This is a genomic window from Natronococcus sp. A-GB7, from assembly GCF_029688865.1.
Taxonomy (GTDB): Archaea; Halobacteriota; Halobacteria; order Halobacteriales; family Natrialbaceae; genus Natronococcus.
Genome location: NZ_JARUKV010000045.1, coordinates 1 through 22,942, shown reverse-complemented (window position 1 = coordinate 22,942; position 22,942 = coordinate 1). Strand labels below are relative to the sequence as shown.

The window sequence follows — 22,942 nt, the reverse complement described above, 5'->3', positions numbered from 1 at the left end:
GTGACAAATTCTCCACTTCGGATCCACTCTCCGTGCTGATCCGTGCACTGATCGACGTAGCCGGACTACTTTTTCGGCTGTTACACGACCAGCGAGCCCGCCAGTCCGATCAGCGCTACGCCGAGCGCGAACTTGAGCCGACCCGGTTCGGTCCGGTGGGCGACCCACCAGCCGATCCCGACGCCGACGAGGTAGGCGAGCGTGATCGGGACGAACAGCGAGGTGACGATCGCGTCCAGCAGCAGGTAGTTGACGGCCGTGAACAGCGCCGTCGCGACGACGACGACCTGCGTGATCGCGATGGTCGCGAGCATCGGCACGCCCACCAGCACTAACGCGGGCGCCGACAGCGCCGCACCGCCGATCCCCAGCAGTCCCCCGGCGACGCCGATCACGAGCCCGACGGCGACGAAGCCGACGGTGTCCCACCCGCCTCGCCCGAGTTCGACGCGCGACTCGAGGTCGTGGTACTCTCGGTACACGATCGTGACGCCGACGACGGCGAGCAGCGCGGCCAGCACGAGCCCGTACAGCGCCCGCGAGAGGAAGGCGTTGGCCTGCACGCCGACCCAGGTGCCGCCAGCGGCGGCCGTGCTGACGACGCCCGCGATCCACCAGTCGATCTCGCCCGAGCGCGCGTAGATGGCGCTACCCAGTACCGCGCCGATCATGAAGACGGCACTCGAGGTGCCCGCGACCTCGGCGCTCGAGAGCGACGTCGTGAGGTAGAGCCCGGTGACGATGAGGATCCCGCCGGGGCCGATCGTGGCGACGATGATTCCGCCAAGGAAGGCCAGGGCGACCAGCGCGACCAGCACTTCGGTAGCGACGACCACGTATCTCGGTCGGCGGTACTCGGTAGGCGAGGGTAGGGGTTCGCCTTGCTTGTCAACGGTCGCGGCGCTTGCGAACGGTTCTCTCGAGCGCGGTAGCGGATCGCGCTAGTAGAACAACGACGGCAGCGCGAGTGCGACGCCGTTCGTCCAGCCGAAGCCGAACTGCAGCGGGTACTCCCCGCCCCCGCCGGCGTCGGAGCCCCCGGTGACGTCGTACTTCTCGAGCATCAGCCCGGTACGGTCGAAGACGTCGCGGTTGAGATCGAGCCAGCGACCGGCGATCGTCTCCGCCAGCTCGTCGTAGCCGTACTGGCGAAGGCCCACGGCGGCCATCCAGTGCAGCGGCGCCCACCCGTTCGGGTAGTCCCACTGCTCACCCGACTCCGTCAGCGTCGTCACCAGCCCGCCCGAGTGGAGAAAGTGCTCCTCAAGGTGGGCCGCGACTGCGGCCGCCTGCCGGTCGGTCGCCAGTCCGCAAAACAGGGGGACGACGGCCGCGAGCGACCAGCTGTCGGTCCGGTGGCCCTCGGTCCAGCAGTAGTCGAAATAAAAGCCCGCCTCGTCGTCCCAGCAGTAGGTATCGATCGCCTGCCGCCGCTCGTGTGCGACTCGAGCGTAGCGCTCTGCCTGATCGGGGTTTCCGGCCGTTCGCTCCCATTGCGAGAGCTTCTCCTCCATCGCGTAACACAGCGCGTTCAGGTCAACCGGGAGCAGTTCCGTGGTTCGGATCGACGTCAGATCGTCGTCGTCGGCGAGCCACCGGCTGCTGAAGTCCCAGCCGGACTCGCAGGCGGCCCGGACGTCCCGGTAGAGTCGTCGGTCCCGTCGCTCGGTTTCATCGGCGAGGGTGACGTCCTCCTGGTAGGACTCCTCGCGCGGAGCGGCGCGGTCGTCCCAGTACCGGTTGAGCACCCCCTCGTCGGTGCGGACGACGCGACGGGTGCCCCGGTCGTCGGCCGTCGCGGTCTCCGTGCCGTCCGTCCAGAACTCGTGCTCGCGCCGTAGCGCCGGGAGGTAGGGCTGGACCGCCTCGAGCCCGCGCTCGTTCTCGAGGATGTCGAGGAGGTGACAGAACATCGGCGGGTTCGATCGGCTCGAGTAGTACAGACGGTTCCCGTTCGGGACGCAGCCGTACTCCTCGATGAGCGCCGCGTTGTTCTCGGCGAGTTCGTCGATGAGGTCGATCCGTCCCGTCACGGCGAGTCCGGTCGCGGCGAAGTAGGTATCCCAGTAGTAGCTCTCCCGAAACCGTCCGCCGGGGATCACGTACCGACCCGGCACCGAAAGCAGCGTGCTCTGCTCGGGCTCCTCGGTCGGCTGTTGAATGAGGTGTTTCCACAGCTCGTCGATGTAGCGCTCCATCGAGGTCCTCGAGGGATCGGCGGCGGTGACGGGATCCTCCGGAAGCGCGAAGGCGTCGATGACGAACTCCTCGACGTCGAACTCCGGCTCGGTTCGCTCGCGCTCGAAGCGGTTCCTGATCGCCTCGGCCTCGTCCTCGGGAATCGTATCGACGAACGCCTTCGAGTCGTCGAACGCTTCCGAGAGCTGCACCCGCTCGAAGAGTTCGCCGGCGAGCTGTGGATACGTCGCGAACGAGGACATGTTTGTTACTGTTGTAGTAACTCATTTCAATCTATCCTTAAACAGCGAGAGAATCGCGCCGTGCACGGCGTTCGCAAGACCACAGGTCTTGCGCGCACACCAGAACGCGGAGCGTTCTGGGGGCGGGCGTGAATCGCGTCACTCGGTTTCGCAGCCGCGCTAATCGGCGGAACTGGATTCCATACGTTCGTCGATGCAGCCTCTCACGAGGCCGGATAGGTCGATGTGGTTTTCGTCGATCCGTTCGACTTGGTCCTTCGTCGACGGTACCGGTTACCGCTGGGACGACGCCTCCCGCCGAGCCTCGAGCAGTTCGTGACACTCCCGGCAGGGGCCGATCCAGGCCCCCATCGCCCTCGCCTCGCGGATCAGCCGCTCGTAGAGCGTGCGGTAGCCGGGAAACTCGTTCTCGTTCATGTAGCGGGGGTGCCAGAGCACGGTCATCACCGCATCGTGGTCGTGGGCCTCCTCGAGCAGCCGTCGACACTCCCGCCAGGCCCACTCGAGGGAGGGCGCCGACGGGAGCAGCGCCCGCTCCATCAGCGTTAGCGGGAAGACGACGAACGAGTCGTCGAACGGACGGAGCACGTCGTAGCGCCCGTCGAACCCGTAGTTCGTGCTCGAGCCGTAGCTGGCGTCGTACTCGAGCCCGATCGCGCGGTGGTGTTCCCAGCTGCGCCGGCCGGCCAGGTTCAGGTAGTGCTGGCGGCCGCCGACCACGCTCCCCTCGAGGATCCCCTCGAGCGTTCGCTTCTCGGCTCGCAGCCGTTCCCGGTCGTCCGCGGACTCGTAGGAGCCGTGCAGTCCGACCTCCCAGCCGCCGCGCTCGAGCGCTCGGAAGACATCGGCGAGCTCCGGATCCGTGGGGTCGTACCGCCCCGCGTACAGCTTCCAGCTCTCCGGCCGGAGCCACTCCCGCGGGGACCGATCGCGCAGCAGCGACTGCTCGTCGAGGACGTACCACGACGAGCGGACGTCGAGTTCGTCCTCGAGGGCCATCAGCTCCTCGAACTGCCAGTAGGGTCGCTCGCCGGTAACGAGCGAGCGCAGGTGCGAGGGATCGCGCTCGAGGACGGCGTAGTACGGCGACTGATAGGTCTTGTACACACGGTCGACGTCGTGTGTGAGACAGAGCGCGAACTCCCCCGGAACGGCCGTATCGGTCACCGCTGGACCACCTCCGGAACGACCGTTTCGGTCATCGTCGGACCACTTCCGGAGCGGTCGGCGCCGCCGGCTCCCTCGACCGCTCGCCGCGGACGGCGTCCTCGACGGCGCCGACGATGACGTCCGTCGTGTCGACCGTTTCCTCGAGGACTCGTCGCCGCCGACGCGTCCAGGTCGACTCGCGGATCCGGAGCAACTCTCGCGCGTGCGCGAGAACCTCGGCCGGACGAACGTCCGCAGAGAGCCACCGCAGTAGCCGGTACCGACCCTCGAGCTCCTCGAGAACGCCCGCCCGAAGTCCCGAGACGTAGATCGCGGGCGTCCCGAGCAGCGCGCTCTCGGTCGCCATCGTCGCACCCTCGCCGAGGAACAGGTCGGCTCGAGCGAGCAGATCGTGAATTCGATCGGGGGCGGTCGCGAGTCGACGGGCCTCGAGGGACGGCGGTAGCCGTCCCTCCGCGGTGACGCGAACGGTCGCACCGAAGCGCTCGAGACCGTCGATCACTTGCTCGAGGTCGGACAGTCCGCTCCGGCCGACGTCGTGAGCGGCCGTCCAGGAGACGAGTCGGACCACGACGAGCGGCTCCTCGTCGCCGACCCCGGCCAGCCCCGCAGGATCGGGAACGAACCGGTCGGGGTGGAGGTACGCCAGTTCGTGGTAGCCGGGGTACCGACGGTGGTGGCGGCCGTAGTCGTCCCAGAACGCCGTCGGCGTGTAGAGTCGATCGGCCAGCGGAAGCGAGACGGCGTTCTGCAACGCCGCGTGCTCCGTGTCCGTAAAGAGAATCCCCTCGCCGTCGACGATCCTCGCCGCGTGGGCCACTGCCGGCTCGCCGATCCCGACGATCGCGGCGGGCTCGAGGCGGCGCACGCGACGGAGGATCTCGTACTCGTAGCGGGGCTGGACCGAGAGCAGTCCCAGCGCCGATCGTGCAGGACCGGCGACCTGCTGGTGGGCGATGCCGTAGCCCTCGAGCAGTTCGCGGGCCAACTCGCGCTCCCGAACGAAAACGCGAACGTCGTACCCCCGCTCGCGTAGCTCGCCGATCGCGTGTCTGAAGAAGTGGACGTGGGCGGGGTGTTGGATCGTGACGACGACGCGCTCGCTCATCGAACCACCTCCAGATGTGCGTTCAGGCGCTTCTCGAGGCGCGTCGCGAGCGCCAGCAGTGCCGTCCCCGCGATCGACAGGAACGCGACGCGTCCGAACGGGATCGACGCCCGATCGTCGGTCCGCGATCGGCGATCGAGAGTCCACCGCACCCCCTCGAGGACGCTCCCGCCGAGGGCGAGCGCTCCGAGGACGTACGACAGCGAGACGGGGTGGCGCTCCCGGAGGGGGTACCGCCTCGCGAGTCGCCGAACGAACGTCCGGACGAGTAGTACCGACACCGTCGGCACGTACGTCGCGTACGCGATCGACGACTCCTCGTCGCCGTAGCGCGCGGGGATAGGAACGTCGGCGACGCGCAACCCCGCGGCGTTACACCGCGCGAGCAGGTCGTTCGGATAGCCGTACCGATCGTAGACCGCGCCGAGGTCGAGCGCGTCGAGCGCGCGCCGGGAGATCGCGGTGTACCCGTTCTGTGGATCGCCGATCCGCCAGTAGCCCGAGGCGATCCGGGTCAGAACGGTCAGGATCCCGTTCCCGACCAGCCGGAACCGGGGCATCTCGGCCCGGTAGGCGCCGTCGGTCAGTCGGTTCCCCTTCGCATAGTCGGCCCCGTCGTTCACGATCGGATCCAGCAGCGCAGGCAGGTACGCGGGATCCATCTGCCCGTCACCGGCCATCACGGCCGTCACGTCGATCCCGTCGGCGAGCGCTCGACGGTACCCCGTCGCGATGGCGGCGCCGACGCCGCGGTTTCGCTCGTGGCGGATCGGAACGATCCACTGCTCGAACGCCGCGTTCCCGACGAGCGCGCCCCGGTCGCGGTCGGTCGCCGCGTCGTGGTTGAGTCGGGTCGCGCGATCGGTGATTTCGGCCCACGTGCGGTCCCTCGAGCGATCGTCGACCGCGTAGACGCGATCGACGTAGTCGGGAATCGTCTCGAGAACGTCGCCGACGAACCCCGACTCGTCGTACGCCGGGACGACGACGCCGATCGTTCGTCCGCCGTACATCAGTTCGACCCTCGCCGGTTCGGTCGCCGCGACCGGTCGCGTGCGCTCGACTCAGTCATGAGGAACCTCCACGTCCACCCTCGGTTGCTCGGGACGCCCCTGGTCCTCGATACGTCGTGCGATCTCGAGTGCGGCGAGTCCGTCGTCGATCGTCACCTCGGGGGTCGATCCCGTTCGGACGGCCTCGAGAAACGACGCGAGCTCGTTTCGAAGAGGTTCGTCGTTCGGGACCCGAACTCGCTCGATCAGGCTCTCGTGTCTGAACCGGACCCCCTCCGCGCGTTCGACGTACTCGGGGACCGAGCGCCGATGGATCTCGATCGACTGTTCGAGGTAGTCGACCGTGACGAGACACCGCTCGGCGACGATCTCGAGGGTGCGAACCTTGCGCTGGGTCAACCGGCTCGCGGTCAGCGACGCCATCGCCTCGGGGAACTCGAGCAAGGCGCCGGCGTGGCGGTTTCCGGCGGCGCTACAGCCGGTGACGCCGACGGGCTCCTCGCCGAGCAGCGCGAGGACGACGTCGATGTCGTGGATCATCAGGTCGAGGACGGCGCTGTCCTCGATCCGTCGGGCGGGCGGCGGGCCGAGCCGGCGCGCGGCGACGGCGACGACCGACAACCCCTCGACGATCTCGGCGAGCGTTTCGACGGCCGGGTTGAACCGCTCGACGTGGCCGACCTGGACGGGGACGCCAGCCGCATCGGCTCTCGCAAGGAGTTCCCGGCCGTCCTCGGGGTCGTCGACGACCGGTTTCTCGACGAGAACCGGGACTCCGGCATCGAGACAGGTCGTCGCGACCGAGTGGTGGTGTGCCGTCGGAACCGCAACCGAGACCGCGTCGACCTGCTCGAGCAGCGTCTCGAGACCGACGGCGACGGTTCCGTGGCGCTCGGCGACGGCCCTCGCTCGCTCGGCGTCGACGTCGAAGACGCCGACGAGGGTCGCCTCCTCGAGGTCGTCGTACACCCGGGCGTGGTGTTGGCCCATCGTGCCGACGCCGATCACGCCGACGGCGAGCGGGCGTTCAGCCGTCATCGGACGCGGTCACCTCCGTCAGGTGGTCGAGGCCGGCCTCCGAGCGCGTTCGTTCACGGATCGGCACGAGACCGCCGATCTGGGACCGATCGCCGTCAGCGACGTCGTCGCAGACGACCGTTTCCGGTCCGGCGACCGGATCGGCCCCGGCTCTCGACCGTCGAGAGCCGGCGCGGTACGCGTAGCCGACCGTCTCGGTGGGCGACGCTCGCTCGCTTTGTAATCCCTCGCTCATGTTCTCTCACCATGGGCAGAGGGTTTCAAAAGCCGAAACGATCGTTCCGGGCGTTAACACGTTCGATTCTGGCACAACGAGTCACTGTGTCTCGGTCGCCGACGTGGCGTCGCTCACGGAGCGGGGAACCCGTGGTCGGTGAGCGCTCGAGGGCGGTCGTGGGTCGTTCCGACGACGTGACGTCTCGGATTCGATTCGAAACCCACCAGTAGGTATCGAAGAGGCGGTCGCAAACCGGCAGTATCGATAGATCGACGGTCGACCGTCCGATTTCGAATATCGGTATTACTCCTGGTTGAGAGGTCAGAAACCATCGTTTCGAGACCGCAGCGGGAGCGAAACGGTTCCGACGACTCGACCGACCCGGTCGGTACAGTCACACTCCAGCCACGCTGCTCGTCGGCCGGCGGGCGTCGGCCGGCCGAAACCGTTACTGCGAGGGGATCGACGAGCGGGACGTACACACGATCGAGGGGATACCGCGAACCGTTCGGTGGTCTGCTGTTCACGGCGTTTGCCGACCCGGCTGTCGGGGCTCCCGTGGGACGACAGTGACGTTCGGCTATCGTACTCACCACTCGAGTGCGAGCAGCCACCGATCCGTCGGTATCGATCGCCGTACCGTCGATCGGGAACTCGTCCTCCCGGCGGTCGAGGTCTCAGGCTCGAGGACGGACGGTGATTCAGCGGTGGCGGGCATTCCTCCAGCACCCGTCGGACGAACTCTCGCCTGTCACGATCCACTCGCGACGAGCTGTCGGTACTCGGGACCGTCGTCGAAACCTCGTCGGTCACACTCGATTACCGGAACTGTTGCAGAACAATTTATCGTTTGTCACTACATATAGTATACTTGTCTTGTCCACTGCTATAACACCAATCATGACACGATGTAACATATGCACGTCGTTGAACTCCGAACTGTAGTCGACGATGATACGCTAACCGACTCTCCTCGTAAGATACGCCCCTAATTTCCATCCGATTCGACCGCTTCTGCCGGCGGTCGCGATGAGATAACCGGTTCGATGGCCGAATCGTCCCGTGAAACAGCCTTCTTTGGTATCGGTACGCTGCTCGTTCAGCTCGAGGAGTATCGTGTTTCCGTTTCGTACGTAGTATAGTATAATAGTCCACTCGATGAAACTCCGGAGTTCTTTCCTAGAAACCAAGACCGTTTCCGCGCCTCAAAGGGAGGCTTGTCGTGCAGTATATTCGACCACTGCTGAAACGATGGTCGTGGTTTAATACGGGCACCATAGACGGCCAAAACGAGCACTCACGGGGAGGTGGCGACACACGCCCTGAACTGCGGGGCGCCACCAAGAGTCAAAGCCAGTGGCGACGCCATCGGCCCCTACGTGCTCGGAGAAGAAAAAATGAGCGACAAAGAAAAATACTCACGACGCGGCATTACGGCACTCGTGGCAGGACTGCTCTTCACCGGATCCGCCGGAACTGCTGCAGCCAGCCATCACAAAAAAGATCACCGGAAAGACCGACATCACCGGAGAGGCCGAGATCAGCGACAGAGCCAGACCGTGCGCCAGTCCAACAAGGCGTACAACAGCGGCAACGCCAAAGCGACGGCAGGCAAGTATGGAGACGCCTACGCCGAGGGCTCCAACGTCCAGGGGAACTGGAACGAACAGCGCCAGCACGGCGGTCACAGGCGAAAAGGTAGCCAGCAGCAACACCAGAACGTGTATCAGTCCAACAAGGCGTACAACAGCGGCAACGCCAAAGCGTCGGCAGGTAAGGGCGGCACGGCGACGGCTATCGGCAACAACGAGCAGTACAACTCGAACTCCCAGAGCCAGAGCTAACGCGAGTACCCGAGGAGTAAACCGATCTCTCGACCGGGTGATGGAATCGCTTTCGTTCCGCCCGCTTTTTTGAGCCGATCTCGAGTAGGTACGTCTCCGTCAGCCGTTGAATTCCCGAGCGGTCTCGCCAAGCGGACGGGAGGGATTTCAACGACTACTATAACGACGTCGACACGGAGCCACGAACAGGGTCGGTTGCAAGCCCGTCGATTTCGACGTAACGGTACTCGGATTCACGTCTCAGTACCTCGTCTCTCACATCCCGTGAGCCAGTCTCGGATCGTGTCGCCGGTGTCGTCCCGTCGAAAGCATCCGGCTGTCGGGCTGGACAACAGTAGCGACCCGGGGATGTGTCACGAGTGTCAACGTGTTTTGGGCCGCTTCCGGCCAGTAGCAAGTTGTTGTCTCTCCCTATGGGAGGTCGGCAGTTCGTTCGAGCGTTCAAGCGACGACTACCGGTGAAACGATTTCGGCTGTTCAAACCGAATCGGACCGACCGACGAGCTAGTGAGGTTCCGCTCGAGCGCTCTCGATGGAGACGGAACCGACACGACCCGGCGGAAAGCGAGCGGGGTACTCCTCGAACTGAAAGCTCCTGCTGCCGTTTCGGGGGAGTGAAACCGCTCGTAGCCCGTCCGAGTGATGCGACCGGCCGGCCGTCAGAGACTACACCATGACTGAAACCGAATTTCCCTGGGGAACGGTAACCCACGAGACCGTGCCTGCAACCGGCGAAACGAACGTCGAAATAACCGTCGAGTCCGAAGACAGCGTCTCCGTCGCGACGATCGCGACTCCCGACGCGACAAGTGACTTCCTTGACGGGGACGATCCAGGCGACGGCGAGACGGAGACGTTCCAGTGGGGTGTAGTGACCCACGCAACCGATCCCGACACCGGCGTAACACACGTCGAAGTACTCGTCGATGCCGAAGACGACATCGACCTCTCGGTGACCACGATCTCCGGCGGCACCCGATCGACGTCGACGTCGACCGTCCAGGCCGGCGACTTCGGTGACCAGTTCCCGGACGACACAAGCACGGCCGTTTCGCGGTCGACCAGTAGCAGTACGTCGGTTACCCGTTCGACGAACGTCTCGCAGTCTTCGAGTGTCTCACAGTCGACGAACGTATCACAGTCCTCGACCACGTCGTCCGGAGACCACCGGGACGATCCGACCTCGATCCCGATCGACGACACCGGCGACGAGGACGAGTGAACTACTCCGCCCTACTCGCCCACGGTTTTGCCGTTCGCTCCTCGAGAGTGGCGTGAGGCCAACGATCTCACCGACCGTGTGAACGGGCGCTTCGCACCCGCGAGCATGGGGTTCCGACTCGACGACCCGACCGAGTTCTCGTCGTTCGTCTGGATCCGGCCGGCGGTGTTCGAACCGGTCGAAGCCGCGAACGAATCGGCGGCCGCCGTCGATCGAACGCCGTCTCGTCAACGCTCGATCTCTTCGTCCAGGAGTCGGGATTCGGCGCGGCGAGCGATCTCCCGAACCGGGAGGCCGCTCTCTCGAGCTACCCGCGCGGCGTCGTCGTACTCGGCGCTGACGTCGTAGATCTCACCGTCGGCGTCGCTCGCGAGTTTGACCGTCACCTCGTAGCGCTCGCCCTCGAGTTCGAGTTCGACGGTTTCGAACGCCCGGTCGGCGATCCAGCGGTGGGTCGCGCCGGCCTCCCTGATCCCGAGGGTGCCGGTCTCCTCGGCGAGCGCTCGGGCAACGCGCTCGCGGTCTTCGGGTTTGCAGATTACCTTTACGAGGTGGCCGGGTCGAGACTTCTTCATCGTCACCGGAACGATCGAAACGTCGCGTGCGCCCGCGTCCGCGAGCGTCTCCTGGAGGCCGCCGAGCACCTCCGGCGTCGCGTCGTCGAGGTTCGTCTCGAGGACGGCGATATCGTCTCGCACGAGCTCGCGGCCGCCGTCGCCCACCAGCGCTCGGAGCACGTTGGGGTGAGGATCGAGGTCGTAGCCGCCCGCGCCGTAGCCCGAGCCCTCGAGTTCCAGCGCGGGTAGTGACTCCACGCCGTCGGCGAGGTGGCCCAGAATCGCCGCGCCCGTCGGCGTCAGTAACTCGGCGTCGACGGGACCGCCCCGCAGCGACCAGTCGGCACGCTCGGCGATCTCGACGACCGCGGGGGTCGGGACGGGGTACTCGCCGTGGCTCATGCCGACGCTACCGCCCCCGGTCGCCAGCGGGGTAGTGACGATCCGCTCGACTCCGAGGTCGTGGACGAGCGCGACCGCACCGATGACGTCCGCGATGGCGTCGTCGGCGCCGACCTCGTGGAAGTGAATGTCCTCGAGCGATTCGCCGTGGACGCTCGCCTCGGCCTCGCCGAGCAGCTCGAAGATCGCGAGGGCGTCGCGTTCGACCGCCTCGTCGAGGCCCATCCCCTCGACGATCTCGCGGACCTCGAGGTAGCTCCGGTGTGGGCCGTGGCCCTCGGCAGGGATCGCGTCGCTCGAGTTGCCGTGGTCGTGGACGTGGCCGTGATCGTGCGGATCCGGATCACCGTCGCCGTGGTCGTGGACGTGGCCGTGGTCGTGCTGATCCGAATCGCCATCGCCGTGGTCGTGGACGTGACCGTGGCCGTGATCGTGGGACTCCGAGTCGCTCCGGTCGTGGTCGTGGAGGTGACCGTGGCTCCCGTCGTGGGAACTCGAGCCGGAGCCCTCGTCGGCGTCGGTCAACACGACGTCGACGGTCGTCGCCGCGATTCCGCACTTGACGGTGTCGTCGATCCGGTACTCGAGGTCGAGCGCCGCCGTGACGGGCTCGAGGGCGGCCGGGTCGGCGCCGGCGTCGAGCAACGCGGCGAGGATCATGTCGCCGCTTGCGCCCAGTCGGCCGTCGAACGCGAGCGTGTGCATACTCGTAGGGGCGGCTGGCGCGGGCAAAAAGCCACCCTCTTGCGGGCCGCGACCGAAGGCGGTACCTCTATGTGTCTTGGCACCTCAGTTAGATGTGGTGACAACTAGCACGGTGTGGGTTCACGGTAGCAAAAAGCCTATCCGGTACCGAATCGGAATCACTGACATCGCCGTCCATCCCGAATCATGAACGAAGTCCAACTGGAGGTTGCGAAAGCGTACCCGAACGACTCGGGTCGCGGTATCGCCCGACTCGACCCGGACACGCTGTTGCATCTAAAGCTGAGTCCGGGCGACATCATCGAGATCGAAGGCGCGGATACGACCGCCGCGAAGGTGTGGCGTGCGGATCGACAGGACTGGAACACGGACACCGTCCGGATCGACGGCTTCACCCGACAGAACGCCGACGTCGGTATCGGTGAGCGAGTGACGATCCGGAAGGCCGAAGCGACGAAGGCCGACGAACTCGTCCTCGCGCCGCCCGAGGAGGCGTCGGTCCAGTTCGGTTCCGACGCCGCGGGTATGGTCAAACGCCAGATCCTCAAGCGCCCGGTCGTCGGCCGCGATATCGTCCCCGTGATGAGCTCGACGAACCACCCCTTCATGCGCTCGCCGGGGCAGGCGATCCCGTTGATCGCCGTCGAGACCGAGCCCGAGGGGGTCGTTCTCATCACCGAGGACACCGACGTCGAGCTTCGCGAGGAGCCCATCAGCGGCTTCGAGAAGACCGGCGGCGGGATCACCTACGAGGACATCGGCGGCCTGCAAGACGAGATCCAGCGGGTCCGCGAGATGGTCGAGCTGCCGATGAAACACCCCCAGATCTTCAAGAAACTGGGGATCGAGCCGCCACAGGGCGTGCTGTTGCACGGCCCGCCCGGCACCGGGAAGACCCTGCTCGCCAAGGCGGTGGCCAACGAGACCTCGGCGAGCTTCTTCTCCATTGCGGGACCGGAGATCATCTCGAAGTACTACGGGGAGTCCGAACAGCAGCTCAGGGAGATCTTCGAGGACGCGAGCGAGGAGTCACCCGCGATCATCTTCATCGACGAGCTCGACTCCATCGCGCCCAAACGGGAGGACGTCACCGGCGAGGTCGAGCGCCGGGTCGTCGCCCAGCTGCTGACGATGATGGACGGCCTCGAGGCCCGCGGGCAGGTGATCGTCATCGCCGCGACCAACCGGGTCGACAGCGTCGACCCCGCGCTTCGCCGTCCGGGCCGGTTCGACCGCGAGATCGAGATCGGCGTCCCCGACGAGGTGGGTCGCGAGGAGATCCTCCAGATCCACACCCGCGGGATGCCGCTGTCTGACGACGTCGATCTCGCTCACATGGCCGACGAGACCCACGGGTTCGTCGGCGCCGACATCGAGTCCCTGACCAAGGAGGCCGCGATGAAGGCCTTGCGCCGGTACCTACCCGAGATCGATCTCGACGAGGAGGACATCCCGCCGAGCCTGATCGACCGGATGATCGTCAAGCGCCAGGACTTCCGTGGCGCCCTGAACGAGGTCGAGCCCTCGGCGATGCGGGAGGTGCTCGTCGAGCTGCCGAAGATCTCCTGGGACGACGTCGGCGGGCTCCACAGCGCCAAAGAGCAGGTTCAGGAGTCCGTCGAGTGGCCGCTGAACAACCCCGAACGGTTCCAGCGACTGGGGATCGATCCACCGGCCGGCGTCCTGCTGTACGGACCGCCCGGCACCGGGAAGACGCTGATGGCGAAAGCCGTCGCCAACGAGACCAACGCCAACTTCATCTCGGTTCGGGGGCCGCAGCTGCTCAGCAAGTGGGTCGGCGAATCGGAGAAGGCGATCCGCCAGACGTTCCGGAAGGCCCGGCAGGTCTCCCCGACGGTGATCTTCTTCGACGAGCTCGACGCGCTGGCGCCCGGCCGGGGCGGCGAGACCGGGTCGAACGTCTCCGAACGGGTCGTCAACCAGCTGCTGACCGAGCTCGACGGGTTAGAGGAGATGGAGAACGTGATGGTCATCGGCGCGACGAACCGACCGGACATGATCGACCCCGCCTTGCTGCGCTCGGGGCGGTTCGACCGGCTGGTGATGATCGGCGAACCAGACATGGAGGGCCGCAAGCGGATCCTCGACATCCACACGCAGGGGACGCCGCTGGCCGCGGACGTCAACCTCCAGGAGATCGCCGAAATCACCGACGGCTACGTCGGCAGCGACCTCGAGTCGATCGCCCGCGAGGCAGCCATCGAAGCGCTCCGGGAGGACCACGAGGCCGACACCGTCGAGATGCGCCACTTCCGCCAGGCCATGGAGAACGTCCGCCCGACGATCACCGACGACATCCTCGACTACTACGAGCGGATCGAAGAGGAGTTCCAGGGCGGCTCGAGCGGACCGGATCCGACCGGTCGCCGCGGCAGCCGGATCGGGTTCCAGTAGCGGCTCGGCGTCCGTTTTTGCCGACGATAGGGTTCGGTTTACGCGCTATTCGATCGCTACCGATTCGGTTTCCGAACGGTTTCGTTCCCGCGACAACGCCGCGCCGTCGGTCGGTTCGGCGGTTCGACGTTCGTTTCCGACGGTTCGATCGTTCGTTCGCTCGACCGAACGGTCGGAATCTCTAGCTACATGGTCAGGTTCTCGGACCGTGACTCTGAGGGCGCGTTGCGGACGCGACCGGTTTCACCGGCCGCGAGCCGGTGTTCGGTTCGGTTCAGTTCGAGCCTTATTCGAATGAACCGTACACAACCGATCGAAACGGTCGCGCCGATATATGTGGCGCCGGATGGGAGTGCGAGGCGTGGTCAGGTGTTTCGATGGCTAACTCTTCAACGACCCACGACTCCCGCGCCGAGAGCGCCGAGGGACGGGACGGCGATCGGCTCCTCGAACGACTCGCCCCCCACGTCGCCGACTCCGTTCGAAAGACCGGCTTCTGGACGGCGATCGTGCTCCCCTTTCTGTACGTACCGCTGCTGGCGACCGGCCTGTCGACGGCGGCCGAGACCGCCACGTTTCTGGCCCTGCTCGGGCTCAACCTCGCCGCGCTCTACGTCGGCCACACGCACGGTCGGTAGGGCGCGCCGTCAGCTCGATCCCCACCGTCTGACCGCGGCGACCTCTTGACCGATCGCGCGACGCTTCACGAGGACGAACCCGCAGGCGATCAGCGCGAACCCGACGACGGTCGCCGCGTCGATCACCTCGCCGAGGTACAGCCAACCGACGATCGCCGTGAACACCGGGGCGACGTAGGAGACCATGTTGATCTCGACGGCGCCGAGTCGCTCGAGCAGATCGAAGTACAGCAGAAAGCCGAGCGCACTCGCGACGATCGAGAGGTACGCGAGCGCGCCGATCGCCTCGAGACCGGTCCAGGCGGTCGGCTCGAACGGCTCTCGGAGGCCGAGGCTCACGACGTGCATCAGGGCGGCCCCGCCGAGCATCGACCACGCCTCCATCGTCTCGATCGGCAGATCGCCGTCGAGGCGCCTCGTGAGGACGCTGCCGAGCGCGAACGCCGCGGCCGCACAGAACACCAGTAGCTTCGCGACGGCGTCGGTCGCGAACAGGTTCGACGGGTCGGGCTGGACGACGACGACGACCCCGACGAGGCCGACGCAGACGCCGGCGACGCCGACGGGCGACAGCGCATCTGATGGAACGAGCGCCCGCGCGAACCCGGTCGTCAATACCGGAGAGAGACTCACCAGCACCGCCGCAGCCGCGGCAGTCGTGTGCTGCTGGCCGACAAAGAGGAAAACGTGGTAGGCGCCGATCAACAGCGCGGCCCCGACGGCGACCGTCGCCCACTCCTCGCGTCCGACGGGACGCCAGTGATCGACGGCGTACACCGCGTACGCGAGCATCACGACGCCCGCGATGTCGTAGCGAAGCGCCGCGAACAACACCGGCGGAAAGTGATCGAGTCCCGCGCTGATCGCGACGAACGAACTACCCCAAGCGGCGGCAAGAACCAGGAAGAGAGCGAGGTTTCGGTAGCGGCTCACGGTCGCCGTTTCACGGGCGACGTGCTATGCGTTTCGGATCAGGGCAGGGGCGTCTCGCGGAGCTCCGGTTCCGACTCGGTCTGCTTGAACTGCTCGAGCAGCGGTCGGATATCGTCGAACCCCTCCGCCAGGACGATGTCGCCGCTGCGCAGGTCGTAGTCGACGATGTCGTAATCGGCCAGCCGGGGGAGGTGGTTGTGAATCAGCGAGACGTACACCTGCTGTCTGTACTCCGAGTCGACCGAAGCTCCCTCCTCGAGTTCCCAGGCGGCGATCTCGGAGACGATGTCCTCGAGGTTGCCCCGTCGCGTCTCGGCAAGCTGGTAGAGGAGGTACCGCCGCTCGGACTCGGCTAACAGCGAACAGGCAGCTTCCATACGAGATTGCGTCTGCGTCATAGTTGAGAGAAGCCACCGTCTACAATTACACCTGCTGCCAAAACGGTTTGGCCCGTGTCTGACTTTCACTCGCAACGATCACGCAACTCACAAACCCTCAATTCGGCTCCGGCTACCGATTCGGCGTCCGTTCCTCGAGTCGATCGACCGGTTCGTCGTAGAGGTGGCAGGCGACCGGGTGGGCATCGGCACCCAGTTCCGGGTTCTGTCGCTCGCAGACGCTCTCGTACTCCTCCCGGAGCGTCTCGGCTGCCACATCCCACTCGCCCGCCGCAACCGACGCCAGCGCGCCCTCGACGATCTCGTCCTGTCGCGGCGGGAGCGTCGTCTCGAGCAGTCGATCCTTCAGCGCCGCCACGAACGCGTCGACGTCGGCCTCCGAGACCGCTCCGTTCTCGAGGTCGAACTGCTCGTCCTCGCCGACGGTCTCCAGGGAGATATCGCGGCTCTCGACGCGCTCGCGAAGCGTCATGAGTTCGCGGTAGGCCTCCTGGTCGATCTCGAGATCGGCCGGCGGGATCACCTTCGGACACCGGGTCCGGAACCGACAGCCGCTGGGGGGATCCCGCGGCGAGGGGACGTCCCCCGAGAGGGTCTCGCGCTCGCGGTCGCGCTCGTCGGTCGAGGCCCGCGGCACGCTGTCGAGCAACGCCTGCGTGTAGGGGTGTTTCGGATCCTCGAACAGTTCGTCGACGGGACCGACCTCGACGATCTCGCCGAGGTACATTACGGCGACCCGGTCACAGACGTGGCGGATCACCGAGAGATCGTGGCTGATCAGCAGGTAGGTAAGGTCGAACTCCGTCTGCAGATCGTCGAGCAGGTTCAGCACCTGCGCCTGGACCGAGACGTCCAGCGCCGATGTCGGCTCGTCGAGCACCATGAACTCCGGCTCGAGCGCGAGCGCGCGGGCGATACCGATGCGCTGGCGCTGGCCGCCGGAGAACTCGTGGGGGTAGCGATCGAGCTGATCGACCGAGAGCCCGACCCGCTCGAGGAGGTCCCGCGCGCGGTCGAGCCGGAGCTCCTTGGTCGATCGATCGACCGAGACGTGGACCTCGATCCCGTCGCCGCGCTCGACCGCGATCGAGAGGTCCTCGGCGACCTCCGCGACGACGCCCTCGGCCGCGGCGACGCCCCGTTCGTCGGGATCGGCGTCGCCGGCGACGTCGCTCGAGCGAACGGTAACGTGGACCGTCGCGACGCCGTCGACCGGCGAGACGAGTTTGTCGATGTCGTCGTCGACGGTCACCGAGACGATGTCCGCGGAGATGCCGTCGGTTCGCAACTCGGCGCGACTCTCGACGTCGGCGTCGGTCCAGGGCCAGTCGTGGATCTCGAGTGGCTGGGTGACGATCCCGCCGATCGTCATCCGGGGATCCAGACTCGAGAACGGATCCTGGAAGACGACCTGGGCGTTCCGCCGGAACTCGGTCAGCGACTTGCCCTCGAGGTCGTACACGCTCTTGCCTTCGAAGGCGACGTCGCCGTCGGTCGGCTCCTGGAGGCGAAGGACGGTCTCGCCCGTGGTCGACTTCCCGCAGCCGGACTCGCCGACGAGTCCGAGCGTTTCGCCGGGACGGATGTCGAAGCTCACGCCGTCGACGGCCCGAACCGGAACCGGATCGTCGCCGAGCAGTCGATCGAGGACGGTGTCGTTCTCCCAGAAGTACTTTTCGAGCCCGTCGACTCGAACGAGAGGGTCGTCGGCGCTCATCGGCGCTCACCTCCCGCTCCCGATCCCTCGACGGTCGACTCGGCCCGCTCGGGCTGGACGTCGTCCTCGAACCCGTCGGGGTCCGCGTGTTTGTCGACCGCCGTCCGGTCGTCCTTTCCGAAGTGGTCGGCCGGCAGTGCGCGCGCCTCGGTGTACTCCTGGGTCGCGAGTACACAGCGCACCTCGTGTTCCTCGCTCCCCGTTCCCTCGTACTCCGGAGGATGAGAGAGGCAGTCCTCCATCGCCTTCGGACAGCGATCCGCGAAGTAACACCGATCCGGCATCTCGTGGTCGAGCAGGCTCGGAACGTTGCCCGGAATCGGCTCGAGGCGGCCTCCCGCTCCCTCGAGATCTGGAATCGACCCCAGCAGTCCCTCGGTGTAGGGGTGGACGTGGTCGTCGAAGACGTCCTCGAGGGTGCCTCGTTCGACGATCTCGCCGGCGTACATGACGCCGACGCGGTTACACATCCGGGCGACGACGCCCAGGTTGTGCGTGATCAGCAGGATCGTCATCCCGGTCTCCTCCTGGAGCTCGTCGAGCAGGTCGAGCACCTGGGCCTGGATCGTCACGTCCAGGGCCGTCGTCGGCTCGTCGGCGACGAGTACGTCGGGTTCGCCGGCCAACGCCTGGGCGATCATCGCCCGCTGGAGCATCCCGCCGGAGTACTCGTGGGGGTACTCGTCGGCCCGCTCGACGGGGTCGGGGATGCCCACCAGCTCGAGCAGCTCGATCGCTCGCTCGCGGCTGGCCTCGCTGACGTACTTCTTCGAGGGTAACACGGTCGACAGCATCAGCGACCCGAGCGAGTACTCCTGGGTCTTCGCCCGCGTCGACCGAGGGTTCGCGCTCGCCCGCCGTTGAACTTCGACGGCCTCGGCGATCTGCTCGCCGACGGTGAGACTCGGGTTGAAGCTGCTCTCGGGATCCTGGAAGATCATGCTGAACGACGAGCCCCGAAGCGACCGCCGGACCCGCTCTGGCACCTCGAGCAGGTTCACGAACGAGCCGTCGACGGCCTCGGGGTGGTCGTCGGCGACCGCGTCGGCGAGGTCGGGTTCGTTGAACCAGATCTCGCCGTCGGTGATCTCGCCGGGCGACTCGATGAGGTCGATCACCGATCGGGCGGTGACGCTCTTTCCGGAGCCGCTCTCGCCGACGATCCCGAACACCTCGCCCCGTTCGATCCGCAGGTCGAGATCCGAGACCGCGTTTACCTGTCCCTGTTCAGTGAAGAATCGCGTCGACAGTCCGTTTACGCGGAGAATATCCTCTGTCATGTTAGGCACCCCCTCCTTCGCCCTCGATGTTCGGATCCAGCGAGTCCCGGAGCCAGTCACCGAGGAGGTTGATACTGACCACCGACAGCACGATCCCGATTCCGGGGACCGTCGAGACCCACCAGGCCGTTCGGAGGTAGTCCTGGCCCTGCTGGATCTCGTACCCCCACGAGAGGGTCGTCCCCGAGAAACCGAGGTACGACAGCGAGCTCTCGAGGAGGATGATCGCGGCGACCTGAATCGTGGCGAGCACGATCACCGGCGTCAGGCTGTTGGGCAACACGTGTTTGAGCAGGATCGTCGCGTTGCTCGCGCCGAGGCTGCGGGCGGCCTTGACGTACTCCTCGTTGCGGATCGCCATCGCCTCGCCGCGGGCGACACGGGCGAACCACACCCACGTGACGAGCCCGACGACGAGCGTCACGGTTCCGGGGAGGGTGGTCGCGGATGGCATCCCCTCGGCGAAACCGGCCGCGACGATCGGATCGGGAACGGGTATCGACATCGAGCCGAAGACCCCGATCAGCGCGAGCGCCAGCACGAGCGACGGGAACGCGAGCATGACGTCCGCGACTCGCATCATCGCGTCGTCGATCCGTCCGCCGTAGTAGCCGGACACCAGACCGAACGGGACCCCCATCAACACCGCCAGCCCCGTGCCGAGCACCCCGACGAGCAGCGAGGTTCGGGCGCCGTACAGCAGCCTCGAGAAGACGTCCTGTCCGACGTTGTTCGTGCCGAGGTAGTGATCGCTCGAGAACTCGACGGGATAGGTCTCCCGTTCGCCGTCGACGACCTCGTAGGAGTCGTAGCTAACCCCTATCGGTGGGTAGGCGTTGCCGTCGTCGAAGTGGCCTGTCGTGTTCGGATTGTGCGTCGCGAGGACGGGCGCGAACAGCGCCATGAATACGATGGCGATCAGGATCACGAGCCCGACTTTCGGCAGCAGGCTCGAGCGAAACTCCTGTCTGAGATTAGATTTGATTCGATCGGAGATCATTCGTCTAACACCCGCGGGTTGAGCTTCGCGTAGATCGCGTCGACGCCGATATTGATGATCACGTAACTGATGCCGACGAAGATGATGATGCCCTGGATGAGCGGCCAGTCCAAGTTGTGGATCGCGGCGATGAGCCGTAGCCCGAGCCCGGGCCAGGAGAAGACCGTCTCCGTGACGACCGCGCCCCCGATCAGCGTCCCGAGCTGCAGCCCCAGGACGGTGATGATCGGAATCATCGTGTTTCGGAGCACGTGTTTGTACCGGACCAGCGTCTCGGGGATCCCCTTCGCCTCGGTCGCGGTCACGTACGGTTTGCCGTACTCGTCGAGCATCCCGCTCCTGGTCAGCCGAGTGATCAGGGCCGTAAAGTACGTCCCGAGCGTGACCGCGGGGAGGATGATGTGGTGGAGCCAGGTGAGCAGGTCACCGACGTAAAACGTCGTCAGGAACATCCACAGCGCGTCGTGGAACGCGACGGGACGGCGTCCCGTCGGGAAGACGTCTAACTGGACGGCCAGCAACAGGATGAGCATGATCCCGAGCCAGAAGTTCGGGGTACTGATCCCCACCAGCGAGAACGACGTCGCGCCGTAGTCGGCCGGCTCGTTGCGTCGCGTGCCGCTGATGACACCCAGCGGGATCGCGATCACGATAGCGACGATCGTCGCCGCGATCGCTAACTCCAGCGTCGCGGGGACGCGCTCTATGACCATCGTCGTAACCGGCCGACTCGACTGATAGGAGTAGCCCAGATCGCCGACGAGGAGATCCTGTAAATACTCGAAGTACTGTACGTATATCGGTTGGTCGAGGCCGAGCTCCTGTCGGATCCGTTCGCGGGTCTCGTGGTCGACGGCCGGGTCGACGATCAGGTTGACCGGGTCACCGGGCGTGACTGCCCGGAGCCCGAACAGAACCGTTACGACCCCCCAGACGACGAGAACTCCCTGCAAGGAGCGCTTGAGCAAGAATTTTCCGAAAGCCATTGTCTCTCAATCGTGTACCACGGCGGTATCGGTCTGCGAATTTTTGCCGGAAGTACCTGATTCTTCCGGAACGCCAATCGAACCGGTTCCGTTCTTCCCCCACTCCCGTCCGGAGGTGACCTCAGCTATCGATCTCCCAGAGGTGGATGTCCTCGTCCGTTCGTGGCTCCCACTCGAGGTCTTCGCGGACGCCGTAGACGCTGTCCTGGGAGTGAAGATACACCCAGGCGGCGTCGTCGCGGAGCTGCTCGTTGATCTCCTGGAGGAGCTCCTCGCGTTCGTCCTCGTCCTCGATCGTCTGGCTCTCGAAGATCATGTCCGAGATCTCCTCGTTGCGGTAGGTCTCCTGGGGCGCCTCCTCGGTGAAAAACGGCGCGAGACCGTAGTCGGAGTCGCCGGTGATGACGCCCCACCCGATGAGGTAGAACGGCATCTCGTCGTCGTCGTAGGGGGCGCTGTTGGCGTCGGAGATGTCCGGGAACGGGACGATGTCAAGCTCGCAGTCGACGTTCTCGAGCTGGTCGATCTGGTCGGCGGCGGTCTGGGCGACGTCGGCGTCGTTGAGGTATCGGCCCTCCGGCGCGTAGAGGGTGATCTCCTCGCCCGCGTAGCCGCTCTCCTCGATCAACTCCTCGGCCTGGTCGACGTCCTGTTCGTAGGGCTCGAGGTCCGGATTGTGGCCGAAGACGCCGTCGGGAATCGGCTGGGTCATCGGTTCGCCGTAGCCGCCGAGGATGTCGTTGACGATCCCCTCGTTGTCGACGGCGTAGTTCAGCGCCTGGCGGAACTCCATGCTGTCGAACGGCTCGACGCCGGTGTTCATCACCAGGAAGACGTTTCGCAGGCTGGTCTCGTTGCGGATCTCGATACCGTCCTCGTCGTCGACGTCCGGAACGTCCTCGGGGATGACGTTGTCGACGATATCGCTCTCGCCGGTCTGGAGCGCGTTGACGCGACCGCTGGACTCGCCGTCCGCGTTGAAGACGACGCGTTCGAACGTCGCTTCCTCGCCCCAGTAGTCCTCGAAGGGCTCGAGGACGAGCTGGACGTCCGGTTCGTACTCGACGACCTGGTACGGACCGGTGCCGTTGAACGCCTCCTCGTCGTCGCCGGCGACGGGCTGTTCCTGCTCTTCGATCCACTCCTCGTTGACGACGCGGCCGTAGTTGGCGTACTCGAACTCCGCGAGCGACGGCGCGACCTCGTGCTCTAAGAGGACGGTCGTCTCGTCGAGCGCTTCGGCGCTCTCGATCGCACCCAGCCCGGCGGCCTGGTCGCTCTCGATGCCGACGTCGGGATCGATCATCCGGTTGAACGTGTAGGCGACGTCCTCGGCGGTCATCTCGTCGCCGTTGTGGAAGACGACGTCGTCACGAAGCGTGAGTTCGGCGCCGTCGTCGGTGTCCTCCCAGTCCTCGACGATTCGGGATTCGAACTCGAACTCCGGCGTGACGTTGAACAGCGGCTCGTAGACGGGGTCGAGGACGTTGAAGTACGGCCCCGTGATGTGGTCGTTGGGGTCCGGATTCTCGATGAACTCTCCCTGCGTGATCACGAGTTCGTCGACGTCCCCGTTCTCGCCTTCGGTCGGATCGTCGAGACAGCCCGCGATAGCACCCAGACCGGCCGTTGCACCGATGATTCCGGTCGCTTTCAGTACCGATCGCCGACCGGAGTACAGGTTGTCAGCACCCTTCATACCCTATGAAATAGGGGTATTCATTATAAAAGTTGGTTGTTTGTTACGCGATTTTGCGCCAGATCCGTTCAGATATCGACAGCGAGAGGCGATACTGCACAACTATCTACAACTCAACTCGAGTTTTCGGACGATCGCTCGGTTGCTCCGGCTGATACC

19 protein-coding genes are annotated in these 22,942 nt (G+C 65.7%); 4 read left to right on the top strand and 15 right to left on the bottom strand.

Annotated elements, in window-relative coordinates; all coding sequences use genetic code 11:
* Positions 1-80: 80 nt before the first annotated feature.
* The 7 genes from QA609_RS23460 to QA609_RS23430 all read right to left on the bottom strand — a co-directional run bounded on the left by QA609_RS23460 (position 81) and on the right by QA609_RS23430 (position 7,005).
* Positions 81-836 carry a sulfite exporter TauE/SafE family protein gene (locus QA609_RS23460; protein ID WP_278305046.1) on the bottom strand — a complete coding sequence of 252 codons (756 nt, stop codon included), beginning with the start codon at positions 834-836 and terminating at the stop codon, positions 81-83.
* Positions 837-941: 105 nt separating this feature from the next.
* Positions 942-2,441 (bottom strand): alpha,alpha-trehalase TreF, encoded by a 1,500-nt coding sequence (gene treF, locus QA609_RS23455; protein WP_278305045.1) that lies wholly within the window; start codon positions 2,439-2,441, stop codon positions 942-944.
* 273 nt (positions 2,442-2,714) lie between these two features.
* Positions 2,715-3,608 carry a polysaccharide deacetylase family protein gene (locus QA609_RS23450; RefSeq protein ID WP_278305044.1) on the bottom strand — a complete coding sequence of 298 codons (894 nt, stop codon included), beginning with the start codon at positions 3,606-3,608 and terminating at the stop codon, positions 2,715-2,717.
* A gap of 31 nt (positions 3,609-3,639) precedes the next feature.
* Positions 3,640-4,719 (bottom strand): DUF354 domain-containing protein, encoded by a 1,080-nt coding sequence (locus QA609_RS23445; RefSeq protein WP_278305043.1) that lies wholly within the window; start codon positions 4,717-4,719, stop codon positions 3,640-3,642.
* Complete coding sequence (locus tag QA609_RS23440) at positions 4,716-5,732, bottom strand: glycosyltransferase family 2 protein (RefSeq protein WP_278305042.1); 1,017 nt, start codon at positions 5,730-5,732, stop codon at positions 4,716-4,718. Before QA609_RS23440 ends, QA609_RS23445 begins: the two co-directional genes overlap by 4 nt.
* A 51-nt stretch (positions 5,733-5,783) precedes the next feature.
* Positions 5,784-6,770, bottom strand: coding sequence for a Gfo/Idh/MocA family oxidoreductase (locus QA609_RS23435; RefSeq protein ID WP_278305041.1), 987 nt, complete (start codon positions 6,768-6,770; stop codon positions 5,784-5,786).
* Positions 6,760-7,005, bottom strand: a complete 246-nt coding sequence (locus tag QA609_RS23430; RefSeq protein WP_278305040.1) for a hypothetical protein — start codon at positions 7,003-7,005, stop codon at positions 6,760-6,762. The genes QA609_RS23435 and QA609_RS23430 overlap by 11 nt, the downstream gene beginning before the upstream one ends.
* A gap of 1,379 nt (positions 7,006-8,384) precedes the next feature.
* Between QA609_RS23430 and QA609_RS23425 the strand changes: the two genes are divergently transcribed.
* Together QA609_RS23425 and QA609_RS23420 are read left to right on the top strand one after the other, a co-directional pair.
* Positions 8,385-8,831, top strand: coding sequence for a hypothetical protein (locus QA609_RS23425; protein ID WP_278305039.1), 447 nt, complete (start codon positions 8,385-8,387; stop codon positions 8,829-8,831).
* 673 nt (positions 8,832-9,504) lie between these two features.
* Positions 9,505-10,053, top strand: a complete 549-nt coding sequence (locus QA609_RS23420) for a hypothetical protein (protein ID WP_278305038.1) — start codon at positions 9,505-9,507, stop codon at positions 10,051-10,053.
* 227 nt (positions 10,054-10,280) lie between these two features.
* On the opposite strand, the gene larC is transcribed toward QA609_RS23420, so the two are convergent.
* Positions 10,281-11,717 (bottom strand): nickel pincer cofactor biosynthesis protein LarC, encoded by a 1,437-nt coding sequence (gene larC, locus QA609_RS23415; protein WP_278305037.1) that lies wholly within the window; start codon positions 11,715-11,717, stop codon positions 10,281-10,283.
* 186 nt (positions 11,718-11,903) lie between these two features.
* Here larC and QA609_RS23410 point away from each other — a divergent pair, with 186 nt between their 5' ends.
* Both QA609_RS23410 and QA609_RS23405 read left to right on the top strand, forming a co-directional pair.
* The gene (locus QA609_RS23410) at positions 11,904-14,132 is read left to right on the top strand and encodes a CDC48 family AAA ATPase (RefSeq protein ID WP_278305036.1); all 2,229 of its coding nucleotides are present in this window, start codon (positions 11,904-11,906) and stop codon (positions 14,130-14,132) included.
* A 377-nt stretch (positions 14,133-14,509) separates the two neighbouring features.
* Entirely contained in the window at positions 14,510-14,770 is a 261-nt protein-coding gene (locus QA609_RS23405; RefSeq protein ID WP_278305035.1) for a hypothetical protein, read from the top strand.
* A 9-nt stretch (positions 14,771-14,779) separates the two neighbouring features.
* Here the strand turns inward: QA609_RS23405 and QA609_RS23400 are convergent, their stop codons facing one another.
* The 7 genes from QA609_RS23400 to QA609_RS23370 form a co-directional block, all read right to left on the bottom strand.
* A complete protein-coding gene (locus QA609_RS23400) occupies positions 14,780-15,703 on the bottom strand; it encodes a DMT family transporter (RefSeq protein WP_278305034.1) in 924 nt (307 codons plus the stop codon).
* 38 nt (positions 15,704-15,741) lie between these two features.
* A complete protein-coding gene (locus tag QA609_RS23395) occupies positions 15,742-16,101 on the bottom strand; it encodes a hypothetical protein (RefSeq protein ID WP_278305033.1) in 360 nt (119 codons plus the stop codon).
* Between the two features lie 112 nt (positions 16,102-16,213).
* The gene (locus tag QA609_RS23390) at positions 16,214-17,818 is read right to left on the bottom strand and encodes an ABC transporter ATP-binding protein (protein WP_278305032.1); all 1,605 of its coding nucleotides are present in this window, start codon (positions 17,816-17,818) and stop codon (positions 16,214-16,216) included.
* Positions 17,815-19,098, bottom strand: coding sequence for an ABC transporter ATP-binding protein (locus tag QA609_RS23385; RefSeq protein WP_278305031.1), 1,284 nt, complete (start codon positions 19,096-19,098; stop codon positions 17,815-17,817). Before QA609_RS23385 ends, QA609_RS23390 begins: the two co-directional genes overlap by 4 nt.
* 1 nt (position 19,099) lies before the next feature.
* Complete coding sequence (locus tag QA609_RS23380) at positions 19,100-20,098, bottom strand: ABC transporter permease (RefSeq protein ID WP_278305030.1); 999 nt, start codon at positions 20,096-20,098, stop codon at positions 19,100-19,102.
* Positions 20,095-21,084 (bottom strand): ABC transporter permease, encoded by a 990-nt coding sequence (locus QA609_RS23375; RefSeq protein ID WP_278305029.1) that lies wholly within the window; start codon positions 21,082-21,084, stop codon positions 20,095-20,097. Before QA609_RS23375 ends, QA609_RS23380 begins: the two co-directional genes overlap by 4 nt.
* 121 nt (positions 21,085-21,205) lie before the next feature.
* On the bottom strand, positions 21,206-22,783 hold the full coding sequence (locus QA609_RS23370; RefSeq protein WP_278305028.1) for an ABC transporter substrate-binding protein: 1,578 nt from the start codon (positions 22,781-22,783) through the stop codon (positions 21,206-21,208).
* Positions 22,784-22,942: the final 159 nt, after the last annotated feature.